Source organism: Spirosoma sp., from assembly GCF_026391055.1.
Taxonomy (GTDB): domain Bacteria; phylum Bacteroidota; class Bacteroidia; order Cytophagales; family Spirosomataceae; genus Spirosoma.
Map to the genome: position 1 here is coordinate 289,223 of NZ_JAPLET010000019.1, position 16,478 is coordinate 305,700.

General features: G+C 46.1%; 16 protein-coding genes. 10 read left to right on the forward strand and 6 right to left on the reverse strand.

The window, feature by feature from the left end:
- Window positions 1-87: 87 nt before the first annotated feature.
- Together NT073_RS11910 and NT073_RS11915 are read right to left on the reverse strand one after the other, a co-directional pair.
- Window positions 88-1,179, reverse strand: coding sequence for a hypothetical protein (locus NT073_RS11910; protein WP_297373333.1), 1,092 nt, complete (start codon window positions 1,177-1,179; stop codon window positions 88-90).
- 650 nt (window positions 1,180-1,829) lie between these two features.
- Window positions 1,830-2,534 (reverse strand): alpha/beta hydrolase-fold protein, encoded by a 705-nt coding sequence (locus NT073_RS11915; RefSeq protein ID WP_297373335.1) that lies wholly within the window; start codon window positions 2,532-2,534, stop codon window positions 1,830-1,832.
- 145 nt (window positions 2,535-2,679) lie between these two features.
- Here NT073_RS11915 and NT073_RS11920 point away from each other — a divergent pair, with 145 nt between their 5' ends.
- The 3 genes from NT073_RS11920 to NT073_RS11930 all read left to right on the forward strand — a co-directional run bounded on the left by NT073_RS11920 (window position 2,680) and on the right by NT073_RS11930 (window position 6,175).
- Complete coding sequence (locus NT073_RS11920; RefSeq protein ID WP_297373337.1) at window positions 2,680-3,519, forward strand: alpha/beta hydrolase-fold protein; 840 nt, start codon at window positions 2,680-2,682, stop codon at window positions 3,517-3,519.
- A gap of 33 nt (window positions 3,520-3,552) precedes the next feature.
- Window positions 3,553-4,377 (forward strand): glycoside hydrolase family 16 protein, encoded by an 825-nt coding sequence (locus NT073_RS11925; protein WP_297373339.1) that lies wholly within the window; start codon window positions 3,553-3,555, stop codon window positions 4,375-4,377.
- Window positions 4,378-4,459: 82 nt separating this feature from the next.
- Window positions 4,460-6,175 carry a hypothetical protein gene (locus NT073_RS11930; protein WP_297373341.1) on the forward strand — a complete coding sequence of 572 codons (1,716 nt, stop codon included), beginning with the start codon at window positions 4,460-4,462 and terminating at the stop codon, window positions 6,173-6,175.
- A 102-nt stretch (window positions 6,176-6,277) separates the two neighbouring features.
- Here the strand turns inward: NT073_RS11930 and NT073_RS11935 are convergent, their stop codons facing one another.
- On the reverse strand, window positions 6,278-7,336 hold the full coding sequence (locus tag NT073_RS11935; protein WP_297373342.1) for an acyl-CoA reductase: 1,059 nt from the start codon (window positions 7,334-7,336) through the stop codon (window positions 6,278-6,280).
- Window positions 7,337-7,469: 133 nt separating this feature from the next.
- Here NT073_RS11935 and NT073_RS11940 point away from each other — a divergent pair, with 133 nt between their 5' ends.
- The 3 genes from NT073_RS11940 to NT073_RS11950 all read left to right on the forward strand — a co-directional run bounded on the left by NT073_RS11940 (window position 7,470) and on the right by NT073_RS11950 (window position 10,711).
- A complete protein-coding gene (locus tag NT073_RS11940) occupies window positions 7,470-7,820 on the forward strand; it encodes a 4Fe-4S dicluster domain-containing protein (RefSeq protein ID WP_012925946.1) in 351 nt (116 codons plus the stop codon).
- 347 nt (window positions 7,821-8,167) lie between these two features.
- Window positions 8,168-9,322 (forward strand): porin, encoded by a 1,155-nt coding sequence (locus NT073_RS11945; protein WP_297373343.1) that lies wholly within the window; start codon window positions 8,168-8,170, stop codon window positions 9,320-9,322.
- A gap of 60 nt (window positions 9,323-9,382) precedes the next feature.
- Window positions 9,383-10,711: an ammonium transporter gene (locus NT073_RS11950; RefSeq protein WP_297373344.1), complete on the forward strand. Its 1,329-nt coding sequence runs from the start codon at window positions 9,383-9,385 to the stop codon at window positions 10,709-10,711.
- 223 nt (window positions 10,712-10,934) lie between these two features.
- Here the strand turns inward: NT073_RS11950 and NT073_RS33360 are convergent, their stop codons facing one another.
- From NT073_RS33360 to mtaB, 3 genes are all read right to left on the reverse strand, one after another.
- On the reverse strand, window positions 10,935-11,279 hold the full coding sequence (locus NT073_RS33360) for a DUF6855 family protein (RefSeq protein WP_366107240.1): 345 nt from the start codon (window positions 11,277-11,279) through the stop codon (window positions 10,935-10,937).
- A complete protein-coding gene (locus NT073_RS11955) occupies window positions 11,171-11,533 on the reverse strand; it encodes a DUF1304 domain-containing protein (protein WP_297373345.1) in 363 nt (120 codons plus the stop codon). Before NT073_RS11955 ends, NT073_RS33360 begins: the two co-directional genes overlap by 109 nt.
- Before the next feature lie 206 nt (window positions 11,534-11,739).
- Window positions 11,740-13,068, reverse strand: a complete 1,329-nt coding sequence (mtaB, locus tag NT073_RS11960; protein WP_297373347.1) for a tRNA (N(6)-L-threonylcarbamoyladenosine(37)-C(2))-methylthiotransferase MtaB — start codon at window positions 13,066-13,068, stop codon at window positions 11,740-11,742.
- A 101-nt stretch (window positions 13,069-13,169) separates the two neighbouring features.
- Between mtaB and NT073_RS11965 the strand changes: the two genes are divergently transcribed.
- From NT073_RS11965 to NT073_RS11980, 4 genes are all read left to right on the forward strand, one after another.
- Complete coding sequence (locus NT073_RS11965; RefSeq protein WP_297373350.1) at window positions 13,170-14,066, forward strand: alpha/beta hydrolase-fold protein; 897 nt, start codon at window positions 13,170-13,172, stop codon at window positions 14,064-14,066.
- Window positions 14,067-14,104: 38 nt separating this feature from the next.
- The gene (locus NT073_RS11970) at window positions 14,105-14,824 is read left to right on the forward strand and encodes a 16S rRNA (uracil(1498)-N(3))-methyltransferase (protein WP_297373351.1); all 720 of its coding nucleotides are present in this window, start codon (window positions 14,105-14,107) and stop codon (window positions 14,822-14,824) included.
- A 61-nt stretch (window positions 14,825-14,885) separates the two neighbouring features.
- Window positions 14,886-15,545 (forward strand): DUF4159 domain-containing protein, encoded by a 660-nt coding sequence (locus NT073_RS11975; RefSeq protein ID WP_297373353.1) that lies wholly within the window; start codon window positions 14,886-14,888, stop codon window positions 15,543-15,545.
- A gap of 105 nt (window positions 15,546-15,650) precedes the next feature.
- The gene (locus NT073_RS11980; protein ID WP_297373355.1) at window positions 15,651-16,466 is read left to right on the forward strand and encodes an acyl-CoA desaturase; all 816 of its coding nucleotides are present in this window, start codon (window positions 15,651-15,653) and stop codon (window positions 16,464-16,466) included.
- The last annotated feature ends 12 nt before the right edge of the window (window positions 16,467-16,478 follow it).

Genomic DNA, 16,478 nt, shown 5'->3' on the forward strand with positions numbered 1-16,478 from the left:
CTCTAACAAGTTCGGGCGTAGTTAAACGAAATGTGCCGGGACCGGTTAAGAACCAGCCTCGGCACAATTGATGTAGAAAGTAATTGGTTATTTCTTTGCCTTTTTAGGCTTGTCGTCGTCTTCTTTTGCGGCTTTCTTGGGCTTCTCCTTTTTCGATTCCTTCTCCGCTTTAGGCTCTTCGTTTGTTTTCTGCCCCTTCAACGATTTTACTTCGCTAACAGGTTCAGCAGGCTGCTGCATCACTGAATTACGCACAAACGAACCCCAGGTCAGATTATCCTGACCTTTCTTGACTCGTTTGGCTCGTTCAATGGCCATGTTTGCAGCGGCTTCAACCACCCATTCGAAATTTTCCTGACCTACTGAATGAATATCGGCATCGGGAGCCGGGTTGCAAAAGTCAATGGCGATGGGGATACCATCACGCACGGCAAACTCAACCGTGTTAAAATCGTAACCCAGACCGTGGTTCAATTTCAGCACATAGTCGGTCATGGTTTCCAGTAATTTTTTACCAGCGTCGCCGGTGGTTTTCATTTCGGCTGCATAACGCAGGTGGTGCGGATTCCGCGGCTCATAGGGCATGATGCGTACATCTTTACCACCAATGCAGTAACAGCGGAAATAGTCGGTGAAGTCAATCGCTTCCTGATAGAGCATGACCAGTTGGCCGGTTTCGTCGTAAGCTTTGAACATCTGCTCCGGATTATCGACTTTATATACGCTCTTCCAGCCCCCACCGGCATGCGGTTTCATAAAGGCTGGGAAGCCGATGTGATTGAAAATGCCTTCCCAGTTCATGTGCTTTAGGTTGCGAAATGAATTATGATTGGTATCGTCCGGGCGTTCTTTGGAAGGTAATAGGATGGTTTTAGGAACCGGAACCCCTAATTTAACCGCCAGCGCATTGTTAAAAAACTTCTCGTCGGCACTCCACCAAAATGGGTTGTTGACAACGGCTGTTCCCGTGAGGGCTGCGTTTTTTAGAAATGCTTTGTAAAAAGGAACATCCTGAGAAATCCGGTCAATAATCACCGCATATTCGGTTGGTACACTTTGCTCAACCTGATCAATACTGACAAACTCGGCTGGGAACTGGCTTTGTTTTTCATTAACACGGTCGACAAATGCCTGTGGAAAGGTGTTCTCCTGGCCGAATAAAATTCCTATTCGATTCATAAAGCTGATGGTTAATTAGTTGTTTCTGAAAGTAAACTATACTGGGATGATGTTAGCACAATAAGTTGGCTCTTTGCCAATCCTGTGCGGGTAAATGTAAGAAAAAAAAAACCGGCTTTATGACCTGGCTCTACGGTTGTTATCCTGTATAAGCGGACAGTTCACTACCGATGTTTCGGTGATAATAACACTCATTTCAAGCATTAATTGACTTATTAGGTAGTGAAACGCGTGCGTAAATTGATTACTCAAAAATAATATAGTAACGAGCTTTAATTTCTTTTTAATGTGTTTATAATTTATTTTATTTGCTTACTCTCAGGTCTAACTCCCTAATCAATAATGAAATACAATTTCAATTCCTCCACCCCAGCTAAGTCAAAAAATGGCAACCTATTAATAAGTTCGATAAGTATTGCTTTGTTAGCGTTAATGGTTTTTCTGTTCGGAATTAATTTTTTAATCAAGTTTGGAGTGGCGCTTATAGCTGTAATTATGGTTGTTTCTGCCGCACTTTTGGTGAGATCGTTATTCTGACACCGCATTGTCAATCATCCCGGAGCTATTTAAAACAGGTTCAGTAATGCTCTGACCTAAACCGAGGGTGAGTTGTAAGTATCAATCCTGCAAGACCACTTATGATGGGGCGCTTAGATCATGCTCAGATAACGTGGAAATTGATCTTTCCAGACGGGCCAGTCATGGTTGCCCCAAGGTGTTACGTCGAGTTTATGGCGGATGTTCTTACGGCTTAAAATACTCGACATCTGATAATTATCATCTTTGCAAAAATCATACTCCGACGTGCCCAGTACGATGTTCATGTTGTATAACTCATTGTTTTGGGCATTGGGCATAAAGTCGGGTGGATTGTTGAAGTATACATTATCATCGTAGTACCCACCCAAAAACGATCGAATGTTGAACGCTGCGCCCATGGTAAGCAGATGGCCTACCTGCTCGGGATGCCGGAAGGCAAAATTCAACGCATGGTAACCCCCAAAGGAAGCTCCCGATACGCCGACTTTCTGAACATTGCACTCCCGCTGAATACCCGGAACCAGTTCTTCGTGCAGAAAACGATCGTATAAAACATGGTTCCAGATTCGGGCACCGGGATGCAGGTGTTTGGCGTACCAACTGTCGCGGTCGATGCTGTCTATACAGTACAATTTAATTTTTCCTGTTTCAACAAACCACCGGGCAGTTTCGGTCAGGCCAAAATCTTTGTACTCATAATAATGACCCATTGAGGTCGGAAAAAGAACCACCGGATAGCCCCAGTTTCCATAAACCAGCATCTCGATATCGCGGCCCAGATGGTGCGAGTACCATTTACGATAATCTTCCTGCACGATTGTATCTATTTGTTGAGGAGGTACTAAAATCGGATGAAAATAGACGAAATAGCTGGTACGGACAAAAAATGGCCTGGAATGAGCTGAAAAAATCTCAATTTTGCACCTTGTGATTTTACTTTTTCTGACTTTTCTGGCGCTTATGGCTGATCATCTACCGGCCTTCAACCACATCGAACCCGGCATCGTAACGGTTCGGCGCGATGATTCTCTGCATTCTGTTCCCCTTAATCGAACAGTTCATTTAACGATTGTTCTGCCACCCGATTATCAACAGTCGACCGGGGCGTACCCTGTTTTGTATCTAAATGATGGACAGGATTTGCCGCGCCTGAAAATGACGGCTGTGCTCGATTCGCTGTATCAGAATAACAGTATACGGCCGTTCGTTCTCGTTGCCATTCACGCCGGTGACCGGATTCAGGAATACGGCACCGCTGCGCAAGCTGATTATCTACACCGGGGCAGTAAAGCAGGATTGTACACCGATTTTGTCCTGACAGAATTGCTGCCTTACATTAAAAAACAGTACCGGGTAAGTAGTGAACCGAGCCAGTCGGTATTTGCCGGGTTTTCGCTGGGGGGCTTGTCGGCTTTCGATATCGTGTTTCATCATCCCGAGCGATTTAGCCGGGCCGGGGTTTTTTCGGGGTCGTTCTGGTGGCGTAGTAAAAGTACGGCTGATGGATACCGGGATGAGACCGATCGCATCATGCACAACCTTGTTCGAAAAGGACGTTACACCCATCACCTCCAGTTCTGGTTTGAAACCGGTACTGAAGATGAAACCAGCGACCGAAACAATAATGGGATTATTGATGCTATTGATGACACGATCGACCTTATTGATGAGTTGGTCAGGAAAGGATACGACCGGAGTAAAGACATTCGGTATGTGGAAATAAACGGGGGAAAGCATAATCAGGAAACATGGAGTGAAATTATGCCTGATTTCCTGACTTGGGCATTTCCCCATAAGTAGTTGATAGAGATAAACCAAAATATACCTGAACCTATGAAAACGTTGATCGTCATGAAGGTGGTTGCAGTGGTTGTGCTGCTTGCCTGTAAAAGTCCCGATGTTCTCTTCCTGAAGGGTGCGCCACCTGTTGCTGGTGTACGGAAACTGGTCTGGTCCGATGAGTTTGATAAATCAGGGTTACCCGACTCAACCAAATGGGGATATGAGGTGGGTGGAAACGGCTGGGGTAATAACGAACTTCAGTTTTACACAGCCCGGCGTTCAGAAAATACCCGGGTCGAAAACGGGAGGCTAATCATTGAGGCCCGTAAGGAAGCCTACCAGGGCAGAAACTATACCTCTGCCCGCTTACTCACGCAGCCTAAATCGACCTGGACCTATGGCCGGATTGAAGCCATGGCCAAACTGCCAAAGGGCGTAGGTACGTGGCCGGCCGTTTGGATGCTCGGTAAAAACATATCAACTGCAGGCTGGCCAAAAAGTGGCGAAATTGACATAATGGAACACGTTGGATTCGATGAGGGTGTTATCCATGGAACAGTTCATACCGAAGCGTACAACCACGGCAAAAAGACGGAGAAAGGAGCGGCTATTACTTTACAGGATGTAACAACCTCTTTTCATTTATACGCCATTGAATGGACGGCCGACAAAATTGATTTTTTCGTCGATGATCGGAAGTATTATACCGTTGAAAAATCTGTTTTAGGAAACAGTGAAGCGCAGTGGCCGTTTGAACAACCGTTTTTCCTGATCATGAACGTAGCCGTTGGCGGTAACTGGGGCGGGCAGAAGGGTGTCGATGAAACGATATGGCCACAGCGTATGGAAGTCGACTATGTAAGGGTGTATCAATAGAAACGGATAGGCGCCTGGTTGACAGTACAACTCGATTGCTTTTTTGTGTAGTTTGAGAGTCCATATAACTCCCTCACACACGATGCATCGACTGTTATTTACTCTTATTTGCTATGCGTCTTTAGCAAATGTACATGCACAAACAACGTTTTCAGTCTCATTTCCGAGCACGCAGAGCAAAACGGCTCTCGACGGCCGAGTGTTACTTATTCTGGCTAAAACCAATAAGCTGGAACCCCGTGAACAAGTAAGCGACGCCGTCGAAACAGCCCAGCTTTTCGGGGTAGACGTAAATGACCTTAAGCCCGGCCAGATGGCGGTTGTTAATGCCAGCGTTTTTGGTTACCCCAGGCGTAGTCTTAAAGACCTACCATCCGGCGACTATTACGTACAGGCAGTCCTGCATAAATACGAGACCTTTATACGTAAAGATGGACATACAGTAAAGCTGCCGATGGACAGGGGAGAGGGCCAAAACTGGCGAACAGCGCCGGGCAATCTATTTAGCAAGCCGCAGCGAATCAGTATAAAGGCTGGTACGAAACAATCATTTGCAGTAGTGATGAATCAGGTAAACCCACCTCTGGAAGAGCCCAAAGACACTAGGTTTATCAAACACATTAAAATACAGAGCAAACGCCTGACCGAGTTTTGGGGGCGTCCTATGTATCTTGGCGCCCACGTGTTGCTTCCCGCTGGTTTTAACGAACACCCCGAGGCTCGCTACCCGATCTGCATCAATCATGGCCATTTTCCCGCCAATTTCGACGGGTTCAGCGAAACACCGCCCCCAGCCAACATGGACACGACGGACTACATTGAACGGTTCAAGATACACGGCTATAAGAGAATCGTAGCTCAGGAAGCGTACGATTTCTATCGCAAATGGACGAGCAAGGATTTCCCTCGGATGCTGATTGTCGAAATCCAGCACGCTAATCCGTATTACGATGACTCGTACGCTGTAAACTCCGAAAATCTTGGTCCTTATGGCGATGCGATCATGTATGAGTTACTGCCCGAAATAGAAAAACGCTTTCGGGGAATCGGGCAGGGTTGGGCCCGGTTTACCTATGGTGGGTCAACGGGTGGCTGGGAGGCTCTGGCAGCACAGGTGTTTTACCCGGATGAGTTTAATGGTTGTTTTGCTGCCTGTCCGGACCCCATTGCGTTCGATGCGTACACTGTTTTTAATCTATATAAAGATAAAAACGCCTACTACGCTGAAGGCCCGTTTCGGCGGACGCCCCGCCCCGGTCAGCGAAACTACCTTGGGCAAGTGAAAGTAACCCTCGAAGAAACTAACCACCGCGAACTTGCCCTGGGTACGCATTCCCGTTCGGGGGATCAGTTCGATATCTGGGAGGCCGTTTATTCGCCGGTTGGTCAGGATGGCTATCCGAAGCGAATCTGGGACAAGCTGACTGGCGAAATAGACCCCAAAGTAGCTGCGTACTGGCGTGAGCATTACGATTTGCTCCACATACTCCGTCGCGACTGGAAAACTCTCGGCCCCAAAGTAGCGGGCAAGATTCACATCTACTGTGGCGACATGGACAATTATTACCTTAACAATGCTGTCTACTTAATGGAAGACTTTCTGAAAAGCGTACAGAACCCATCTGCCAGCAGCGAAGTCGCCTACGGAGATCGGGCCGAACACTGCTGGAATGGCGACCCCACACAGCCGAACTACATTAGCCGACTACGCTACAACACCCTATACATCGACAAAATCATGAAGCGAATTGAAACATCAGCCCCCAAAGGGGCCGATTTGAAAAGCTGGCGATACTAATTTTGGAGGAGTTAGGAGCGAGGAGTTAGAAGTAAGGAGTTGCTGACGCGAAAATACTACTGGCATCAGCGACTCCTTACTTCTAACTCCTCGCTCCTAATACTACCTTACACCTAACTCCTTCAAGAATGCCATTGTATCGACACCATCAGCATAGTCGTTTAAGCCCGGACGCTGGGTTTGTCCGAAGGCTACACTACGGGGATACCAACTCTGAGCTGACGCAACAACCTGAATTTGTTCAGCATGAGTGTCCAGCCAGGCCGTAGCATCCGCCTGTGTTTTGTATGTCTGGAAATAAACGACTGAAATAGGGGAGACCAGGGCGTCATTTTCGGTCAGCAATAAATAGCCATTATCCAGATGCGGTACCGCGTTTATAAGATAAATCGACTTGTTGTAGTCATAATTATTCTGGTACTTATGGTTATTGAGGTAGATAGAGACCTGTGGCTCCAGCGTACGGAGCATAGGCGTGAAATCGTAGGGTTCGCCATTCGGGCCTTCCGGCACCAGAATCGTTGATACATTCCGACATCCCAGACCATAATAGTCGGAAATATCATGACCGAGCTTTAAAAACTCGTCTTCATTTTCTTCGCCCATCAGCAAACCAACCGATGTCCGATTCTTACGAATGATGTTCGGCTTTTTGGCAAAGTAATACTCGAAATAGCGAGCGGTGTTGTTACTCCCCGTTGCGATGTAGGCTTCAGCTGCATTCAGCCGGTCAGCTTCTTCGATAAGGTCGCTAAATCGGGGGTCAATCTCCTTTAATTTTTGTATTAAATAATGGATAAGTACAAAATCTTGGCTGCTCAGCTTGGCCAATAGTTTATGGCCACTCATCAGAACGCAGAGCATATCGTGGAAGCCAACCGCCGGAATATTTCCAGCCATGACAACACCTACTATGCGTGCTTGTTGGGTAGGATCTTCATCCAATTTAATGTCGTATTGGTTTATCCAGGCCGAAAGTTTATCGGCCGTTAAAAACTCATTGGCAATTGCACTAAGGGCATTTTGGGAGTTTTCGGGGGTAAACCAGTTATTTTTGTAATAGGCTTGCTGGACAATTTCAGTAAGTTCGGGTTGTGCATTGGCCGAGCGCAGAAAATCGCCCAGGGCAACGAACGTATGCAGTCGTTCTGATAAAAGCATGAATAGGATAAACAAATGGAATACCCCATCAACTAATGTAATTAAATATTAGTTTGGCGACAACCTTTAAATAGTTATATTTGTTGTTCAATTTACAAGGCTATCATTTTACGTTTATAAATAAATACTGCTCATGGCAATCATGATCACCGATGAGTGCATCAACTGTGGTGCCTGCGAACCCGAATGCCCCAACACAGCTATCTATGAAGGTGGCGTTGAATGGACCTGGGGTGGGGGAACCGAACTGACCGAAGTTGATTTTGGCGATGGCACGGTTGTGAGTGGTAAGGCACCACAAGCTCCCGTCTCCAACGAATTCTATTATATAGTATCTGACAAGTGCACGGAGTGCATGGGTTTCCATGAGGAGCCCCAGTGTGCTGCGGTTTGTCCGGTGGACTGCTGCGTGCCTGATCCGGAACATGTAGAAGATGAAGAAATTCTGTTAGCCAAGAAAGCTTGGCTGCATGCCGAGGCCTAAATAAGCCAGTATATCGTTTTAAAAGCCCAATCAGTTCGCTGATTGGGCTTTTTTGCATTTTAATCATATTAGTCTAATGTATCCGTTATTTAGTGGACAAAAAATACATTCTTCAGGACGAATAATATTTGGCTTATAAGTAGTTATACAAAATATGTTAAAAAGATGTATTTTCTTCTAATTAGAGTATTTTAAATTTAAAATTTGGGATATTTTCAATATAATTGACCAAATTCTGAAAATAATCATAATTATTTTAGCCTTACTATTGCATAGGATAATTTATTGAACAAAATTTGCTTCGAAATAAGACCACAGTAAAGATTATCTACAACCGAATAAACAGTATGAAAAAAGTAATTTTACTTATTAGTTCTTTGCTTTTGGCTTTTACCGCTAACGCACAGGATTCCACCACCGCAACTCCAGGAAAATTCACCTTCTCGGGGTACATGGATACGTACTACTTTGGTAACTTCAACAACCCTAAAAGCCAGTCTAACCTGGGCTTGAACGGTACAGGGGTTGGCAACGCACGGGCGTTTGATCAACGGGCGGGTCAGTTTGGTATCGGTTTAGTACAGGCGAAGGCAGTATACTCAGCCAGTAAGGTCGATGCTGTCATGGATTTGACGTTTGGGCCGTTTTCTGATCTGGGAAACTATGGTAACTATATTGGTCCCCTGGGGCCGGGCTCTACTTCCCTAGCAATCAAGCAGGCTTACATTACCTACAAGGCAACGGACAAACTGTCGTTTACGGCGGGCCAGTTTGGTACTCACATTGGCTACGAAGTAATTGATGCTCCGGTTAACTACAACTACTCGCTGTCTAACCTGTTCAACAACGGTCCTTTCTATCACATTGGTCTCAAAGCGCAGTATGCTTTCAGCGACCGGGCTTCGTTGATGGTAGGTTTAGTAAACAACGTTGATAATCTATACGATAACAACAAGAAGAAGGGCTTTATCAGCCAGTTGTTCTTCTCGCCGGTTTCTGGCTGGAATGTGTATTTAAACGCTATCGTGTCGAACGAAGCATCGAAAGAAGTTGGAAATGTGTCGGCCGATAATGCTAATTATCAACTGTTCGATCTGACCACTACGTACCAGGTTACATCGAAGTTTTTCTTAGGTCTTAATGCCGCAACAGGCTCACAAAAAGGAGATTATCAGGGATATGGCGGGCCAACCACGTCTAAAAGCTGGGGCGGTGTAGCTGTATATTCTAATTATGCTTTCACCGACAAATTTGGCCTGGGCGTACGTTACGAGACGTTTGACAACAAGAATGGTGCTCGTGCCCTGACCGATGCTGCCGGAAATGGTGCCAGTGTAAACTCGATCACTGTAACGGGAAACATCACCGCTGCTGATGGACACCTTCTCCTCAAACCTGAACTGCGAATTGATAGCTACTCGGCTAATAAGTTTGAGAAGAACGATGGTTCGCTGACAACCTCACAGGCGACGCTAGGCATGGCCGCCATCTTTAAGTTCTAGTATCCGTCGCTAACGTTCTTAACCCAACTTTTTTCAGTACAACAAAAAACCTCAATTACTATGCAAAAGCCCAATTACATTCCTCTCGCCATATTGCTGGTTATCAGCTTAGTGGCTGTCTTTGTGCCCGCTGTTCCGACCCAAATTGTTACGGAAGGGATAAATTCCGGTGATACCGCCTGGATGCTTGTTGCCACTGCGCTGGTTCTATTAATGACACCTGGTCTGGCGTATTTCTACGGCGGCATGGTAAACAACAAGAACGTTATTTCGACCATGCTGCAAAGCTTTGTAGCTATGGGTGTTATCAGCATTTTGTGGGTTGTAGTTGGTTTTAGTCTTGCATTTGGTACCTCAATTGGTGGCTTTGTGGGTAACCCAATGGACCACTTCATGTTCAAAGGTGTGTTGGATGGCAAACCTTGGTCGCTGGCGGCTTCTATCCCCTTAGTCGTCTTTGCTTTCTTTCAGCTTAAGTTCGCCGTTATTACTCCCGCTCTTGTTACGGGTTCCATGGCCGAGCGTATCAATTTCCGTTCGTACGTTCTGTTCATGATCCTGTTCAGCCTGCTCGTCTATGCCCCACTGGCCCACATGACTTGGCATCCAGATGGTATTCTGTTTAAGATGGGTGTTCTTGATTTCGCCGGCGGTACGGTTGTACACATGTCGGCCGGTTGGGCTGCGCTAGCTGGTGCCTTGTATCTGAAGCGTCGGAAGTCGCATCTCGAAGCCAGCTATTTCCCACCAGCTAACATCCCATTCGTACTATTAGGTACAGGTTTACTGTGGTTTGGCTGGTTTGGTTTCAACGCGGGTTCGGCAGTTGCTGCTTCGCCATTGGCTGCTTCGGCTTTTGCTACCACAAACACGGCAGCTGCGTCTGCTGGCCTGGCTTGGGTTCTGTTCGATGCGGCTAAAGGAAAGAAAGTATCAGCTCTTGGCTTCTGTATCGGTGCTGTAGTTGGTCTGGTTGCCATCACACCAGCCGCTGGTTTTGTAACTATCCCAACCGCTATTTTCATTGGTACGATTGCCTCCATAATTTCGAACTACGTGGCTCACCTGCGGTCAAAATCAACGCTTGACGATACGCTTGATGTATTCCCCTGCCATGGTGTTGGTGGTATGGTCGGTATGGTCATGACGGGCATCTTCGCGAGCAAAGGTATCAACTCAGCGGTTGTTGATGAAGGGCTGGCGTTTGGTCAAACCAAACTGTTCATCACGCACATGATCGCTCTGGTTGGTGTATCGGTCTTTGCCTTCGTAATGTCGTACGCACTATTGAAAGTAACTGATCTGATTCTGCCCCTGCGTGTAACCGAAGAAGATGAGAAACTAGGTCTGGACGTAAGCCAGCACGACGAGTTCCTCATTGAAGCGTAAATCAATGTATGATTGACGCCGACGAATTAGCTAACATACATCGTACATAAAACATAATATACCTATCAACTGAGCCACAGGCACCCTGTCTGGCCTACATGTCTGACAGCTTTATCTGTGGTTTTGTTGTACTCATGGAGCCGTTCCCGCTTGGGAGCGGTTTCCTATTTAAAGGGCTTGGTAGTTCGCTAATCAATCCGTTTGTTAGGCAATAGGGTAGTGATTAAACCGCTCTCAAGCGGTTGTTTTTGGGGTTATGATCCACTTTAGCCAAAACTTCCAATAATAGAGGAATATACATACTGAAACGGCCCCGAAATCCTTTCTTCAGGCCGTACAAACCTTCAACTGGGTCCCCCTCCGAACACCCGCCATGGAAAGGGCCCTTTATTAGCTGGTTCTTGTTCCTATTGTCTGTTCCATTGTTATGGTAGTTTTGGGTTGCACTGGTTGTTGTTTTTAAGCAAACACTAGCGCGAGCAGGGCTAGTATAGCTGGAAGTGCTTGTACAAAAAATATAGAACGTTGGGCCGTGAGCGCACCAAATACGCCGGCAACAATAACACATCCCAGAAAAAAATAAGCGACGTTCATACGCCAGGCGGCATCTTCTATAAGTAGGGACCAGACTAAACCAGCGGCCAGAAAGCCGTTATAAAGCCCTTGATTAGCCGCCATCGACTTTGTTTTTTCGAACAGATCAGGTGGGAATGATTTAAACGTTTTTTTTCCCTGCGTTGTCCAGGCAAACATTTCCAGCCACAGTATATACAGGTGTTCAAGAGCTACAAAGCCAATGAGTAGTTCAGAAATTAGTTTCATAAAGAAAGGATATAGGGTAAATGTATTATAAGAAAGGTTAAAGCTACCATAAATACGCAACATATGGTATTAGCTTGTACTGGTAACTAGATGATTAACAATAATTTATGGTCTCGCTCTTTAAGTAGGAGTAGTCATTTATAAAGGTATGTAATAAAAAAGCCGGTAATAATACCGGCTTAGTTTACAACTAAAATCTAACTGGTCTAATGCCTTTCTAATACCGCTTCTGGCTCTGTTACCTCCATCAAACCCTCCGCATTGACATCACTCAAGTGTACTGCTAAGGTTTCGTTAATTAATAAAGGATCGTATTTTGCCACTACCCGAACATAGTTTTCAGTAAAACCCTGCATCTTTCCATCAGCAATATCTTCTTCGAAGAGGACGGTTGCATTTCGGCCAACCTGAGCGTCATAAAAAGCCCGGCGTTTCTTGTCGGACAAAATGTGCAACATTTTTGATCGTTCCGCCCGTGTATGACCAGGTACAATTGGTTTAATGGTTAACGCTGTTGTATTTGGCCGTTCAGAGTAAGTGAACACATGCAGATACGAGATTGGTAATTCATTCAGAAACAAATACGTTTCCTTAAACTCAACATCTGTTTCGCCAGGGTGCCCAACAATAACATCGACGCCAATGCAGGCATGAGGCATCAATTCTTTTATTTTCTCAACCCGGTCTACGTACAATTCGCGCTTGTAGCGACGGCGCATCAGGCCCAGCACGCGGTTGCTGCCCGATTGAAGCGGAATATGAAAATGCGGCACAAAACGCTTCGATTGGGCAACAAAGTCAATAATTTCGTCAGTCAGCAAGTTTGGTTCGATACTCGAAATACGAAACCGCTCGATGCCTTCAACCTCATCCAGTGCCTGAACAAGGTCGAAAAAGGTTTCCGTCCGCTGGCCGTTAATCAAGCCAAAATCACCTATGTTGACGCCGGTCAATACGATTTCTTTTACTCCTCTTTCGGCAATCTCATGGGCTGCCTGTACGACGTTGGCAATCGTATCGGATCGACTTTTACCTCTGGCTAAAGGAATCGTGCAGTAGGCGCAGGGGTAATCACAGCCATCCTGTACTTTCAGGAAGGTACGTGTGCGGTCGTTGAGTGAATAAGCCGCATGGTAATCGAGGGCCTCTTCGATGGGTGAATTAAACACCTGCGCCGGCTCGCCGGTGGGTACCTTCACAAAAGTCGGCATGAGTTCGTGCAGGCGGAATTTTTCAGCCGCGCCCAATACCGCATCGACACCCGGTATCTCCGAAATCTCTTTCGGTTTCAACTGGGCATAGCAACCCAAAATGGCTACGTAACCTTCTGGATTTATTTTCTGTGCTTCACGAACAATCTTCCGGCATTTTTTGTCGGCATTGTCCGTCACGGAACAGGTGTTGATGATGAAAACATCGGGTTGCTGATTGAATTCCACCCGTTCAAATCCCTGCTGTTCCATAAGACGGGCCAGAGTAGAGGTTTCGGAGAAATTCAGTTTGCAACCGAGTGTATAAAAAGCAACTTTTTTCACGGCAAATAATGTATCCTGCAAAAGTACAAAAAAACGATGGGGTGGGTTCCGTTTTTCATGGTTCAGCCGGTAGTTTAAGCGATAACCCGGCTTTTTTAGGTATGAGATACCGTTTATTCATACTCCTGATTGGTAGTTTATTTATTGTAGTTCAGCATCGTCTTCAGGCACAGCAAAAACCGGTTAGCGAAACGGTTAGCTATGGGCCAGACTCTCAGCGCCAAGCCGGTGTTCCAAAAGGTGTTGTAACGAAACACACCTGGAAAAGTAAGGTATTCCCGAATACCATCCGCGAGTATTATGTGTACGTTCCTGCTCAATATGACCCACAACGTCCGGCTGCACTGATGGTGTTTCAGGATGGTCATGCGTATATAAAAGAAGATGGAGATTTTCGAGTGCCTATTGTATTTGACAATCTCATTCACCAGAAAGCCATGCCCGTTACGATTGGTTTGTTCATCAATCCCGGCCAGCATGGCGAAAAGCTACCAAAAGACCCTTTTCGAGCCGATAATCGAAGCTTCGAGTACGATACGGTGACAAACCAATATGACAGACTGCTTGTCGAAGAGCTTATTCCCGAAATCAGTAAGACTTACAAACTGGCCGATTCACCTGCCATGCGGGCCATTTGTGGTCTTTCATCGGGCGGCATCTGTGCCTTTACCGCTGCCTGGCAACGACCTGACTACTTTCAGAAGGTGTTAAGCCACATTGGAAGTTTTACCAATATCAAAGGAGGATATGTCTACCCATCGCTAATCCGGAAATCCCCCAAACGACCGATAAAAGTCTTTTTACAAGATGGAAACAACGATCTGGATAACCAGCATGGTAATTGGTGGCTGAGTAATCTGCAAATGGAAGCGGCTCTTAAATTTAGTGGCTATGATTACAAATTTGTGGGCGGGACCGGTGGACATACGGGTAAGCATGGCGGCTCAATTCTTCCGGAATCCTTGCGCTGGTTATGGGCTGATGTTGCTGGCAAATGATCGTGTAGACGCTGTAGCTTTGTATTTTTGTTGAACCTATGCATCTATTCTATCAACCAGAGATCATTGCCGGAGAAGCTACTCAACATTTAACGGAAGATGATTCCCGCCATGCCATCAAAACATTACGGTTGCGGGCTGGCGACGCGATTACCGTTACGGATGGACACGGAAACCAGTATGCCGCCGTTATTCATGAAACGGATCTTCGCCGGTGCGCCTTTCGCATAAAAGCTGTACAGACGACGCCACCCCGACCTTTCTCGATCAGGATTTGCGTGGCCCCCACCAAAAACCTGGATCGGATCGAGTGGTTCGTTGAAAAAGCGGTAGAAGTGGGTATCGAGCAGATCAGTTTCTTTTTCGGTCAACATTCCGAGCGACGGGTGTTGAAATTGGAACGCATAGAAAAGATCGCGATTGCTGCTATGAAGCAGTCATTACAATCTTTTTTGCCTAAATTAGACGATGCGGTTCCATTTGGCGAAATGCTGAAAACCATAGGGGATGAGCAACGGTTTATTGCTCACTTGCCAGCTAACCAGCCCTCTGTCAATTTGGCGAAACAAGCGACCGAAGCCGGGCAGTATGTTGTTCTAATTGGGCCGGAAGGTGATTTTTCTGAAAAGGAAATACAGCAGGCCATTGCGGCCGGTTTCCAGATGGCATCCCTGGGTCCTAACCGGCTACGGACCGAAACAGCTGCGCTTACAGCCTGCCAGATATTGAATTTTATCAATCAGTCACCTATGGGTTAAGCTTTTAGTTGGCCCGTTTGTTGAGTAACTAATTACCAGCATCAGTTTGGTCGGAAAAGCAATGAAAAAACTACTTATCGTTTTCGTTCTTCTACATTCTTCAGTGATCATCGCGAATGCGCAATACGCCTATAAAATTGCTAAACTAAAATATAATGGGGGGGGGGACTGGTACGCGAACAAAACTTCGCTGCCCAACCTGATCAAGTTCGCAAATGCTAACCTGCGCATGAATATATTCCCGGAAGAGGATATTGTTGAACCGGGCAGCCCTGATATTTTTGGATACCCTTTTGTACACATGACGGGTCACGGAAACGTCACCTTCAGCGATGCCGATGTACAGAACCTACGACGCTACTTGATGTCGGGTGGTTTTTTACACATTGATGATAACTACGGGCTGGATAAATTTATCCGACGTGAAATGAAGAAGGTATTTCCTGAGCTTAACTTCATCGAACTGCCGTTCAATCACCCTGTTTATCAGCAAAAATTTAAGTTTGCCAGCGGTTTACCTAAGGTACATGAACATGATGCCAAGGCTCCCCAGGGGTTCGGCCTCATCTACCAGGGCCGGTTGGTTTGTTTTTACAGTTATGAGTGCGATTTGGGGAATGGCTGGGAGGATCAGAGTGTCTATAATGACCCTGAACCGGTACGGCAGCAGGCACTTCGCATGGGTGCTAACCTGTTGCAATACGCAACAACCACAAATTAATTAAAGTATTATTGCTGGAAGACAGGCCAAAACGCTCTAAATTTCGTTAGTTTTGTAGGAGTATTCCCATGTTATCAGTAAACTTCACCTTTTAATAATATTACTGTGATTGTACTGGCCGCGTTCATTGGGCATTGGTATTTGTCCCTGTTCTGCCAAACCTTTTTCCTGCATCGTTATTCCGCTCATAAAATGTTCTCGATGAGCAAATTTTGGGAGCGGTTTTTCTATGCACTTACCTATGTTTCGCAGGGTTCGTCGTATCTGAGTCCACGGGCTTATGCCGTGCTCCACCGGATGCACCATGCCTTCAGTGACACCGAGAAAGACCCGCACTCTCCGCACCATACGAAGAACATCTTCACGATGATGTGGAAGACAAAAGATATTTATAATGCCGTGCTTCACCGCAAGCAGCCTGTAGAGCGGCAGTTTGACCGAAACTATCCCGAGTGGAGATTTATTGAAAAAGTGGGCGATTCGTGGGTGTCACGCGCTGGCTGGGCTGTACTATATAGCGTCTTTTACATTTTCGCCTTTATCTATCTGGATATGCACTGGGCGTTCTTTTTCCTGTTACCTGTTCACTTCGTAATGGGACCTGTACATGGAGCCATCATCAACTGGAGCGGTCATAAGTATGGTTACTCAAACTTCGACAATCAGGATCAATCGAAAAACTCGCTTATTCTGGACGTAGTAATGATGGGTGAATTGTTCCAGAACAACCACCACAAGCGGCCTAACGCAGCTAATTTTGGAGCCAAATGGTTCGAATTCGATCCTACCTTCCCCGTGATTGGCCTGTTGCATAAACTGCATATCGTTCGTTTAAGACCTTCTGCCGAAGCTAAAAAAGCGCAGTATGAGGTGGGCCACGATCGTCGTGTTGAAGAGTTGCAGAAAGAAGTAGAAGCTTAAGGCTAAAACGAT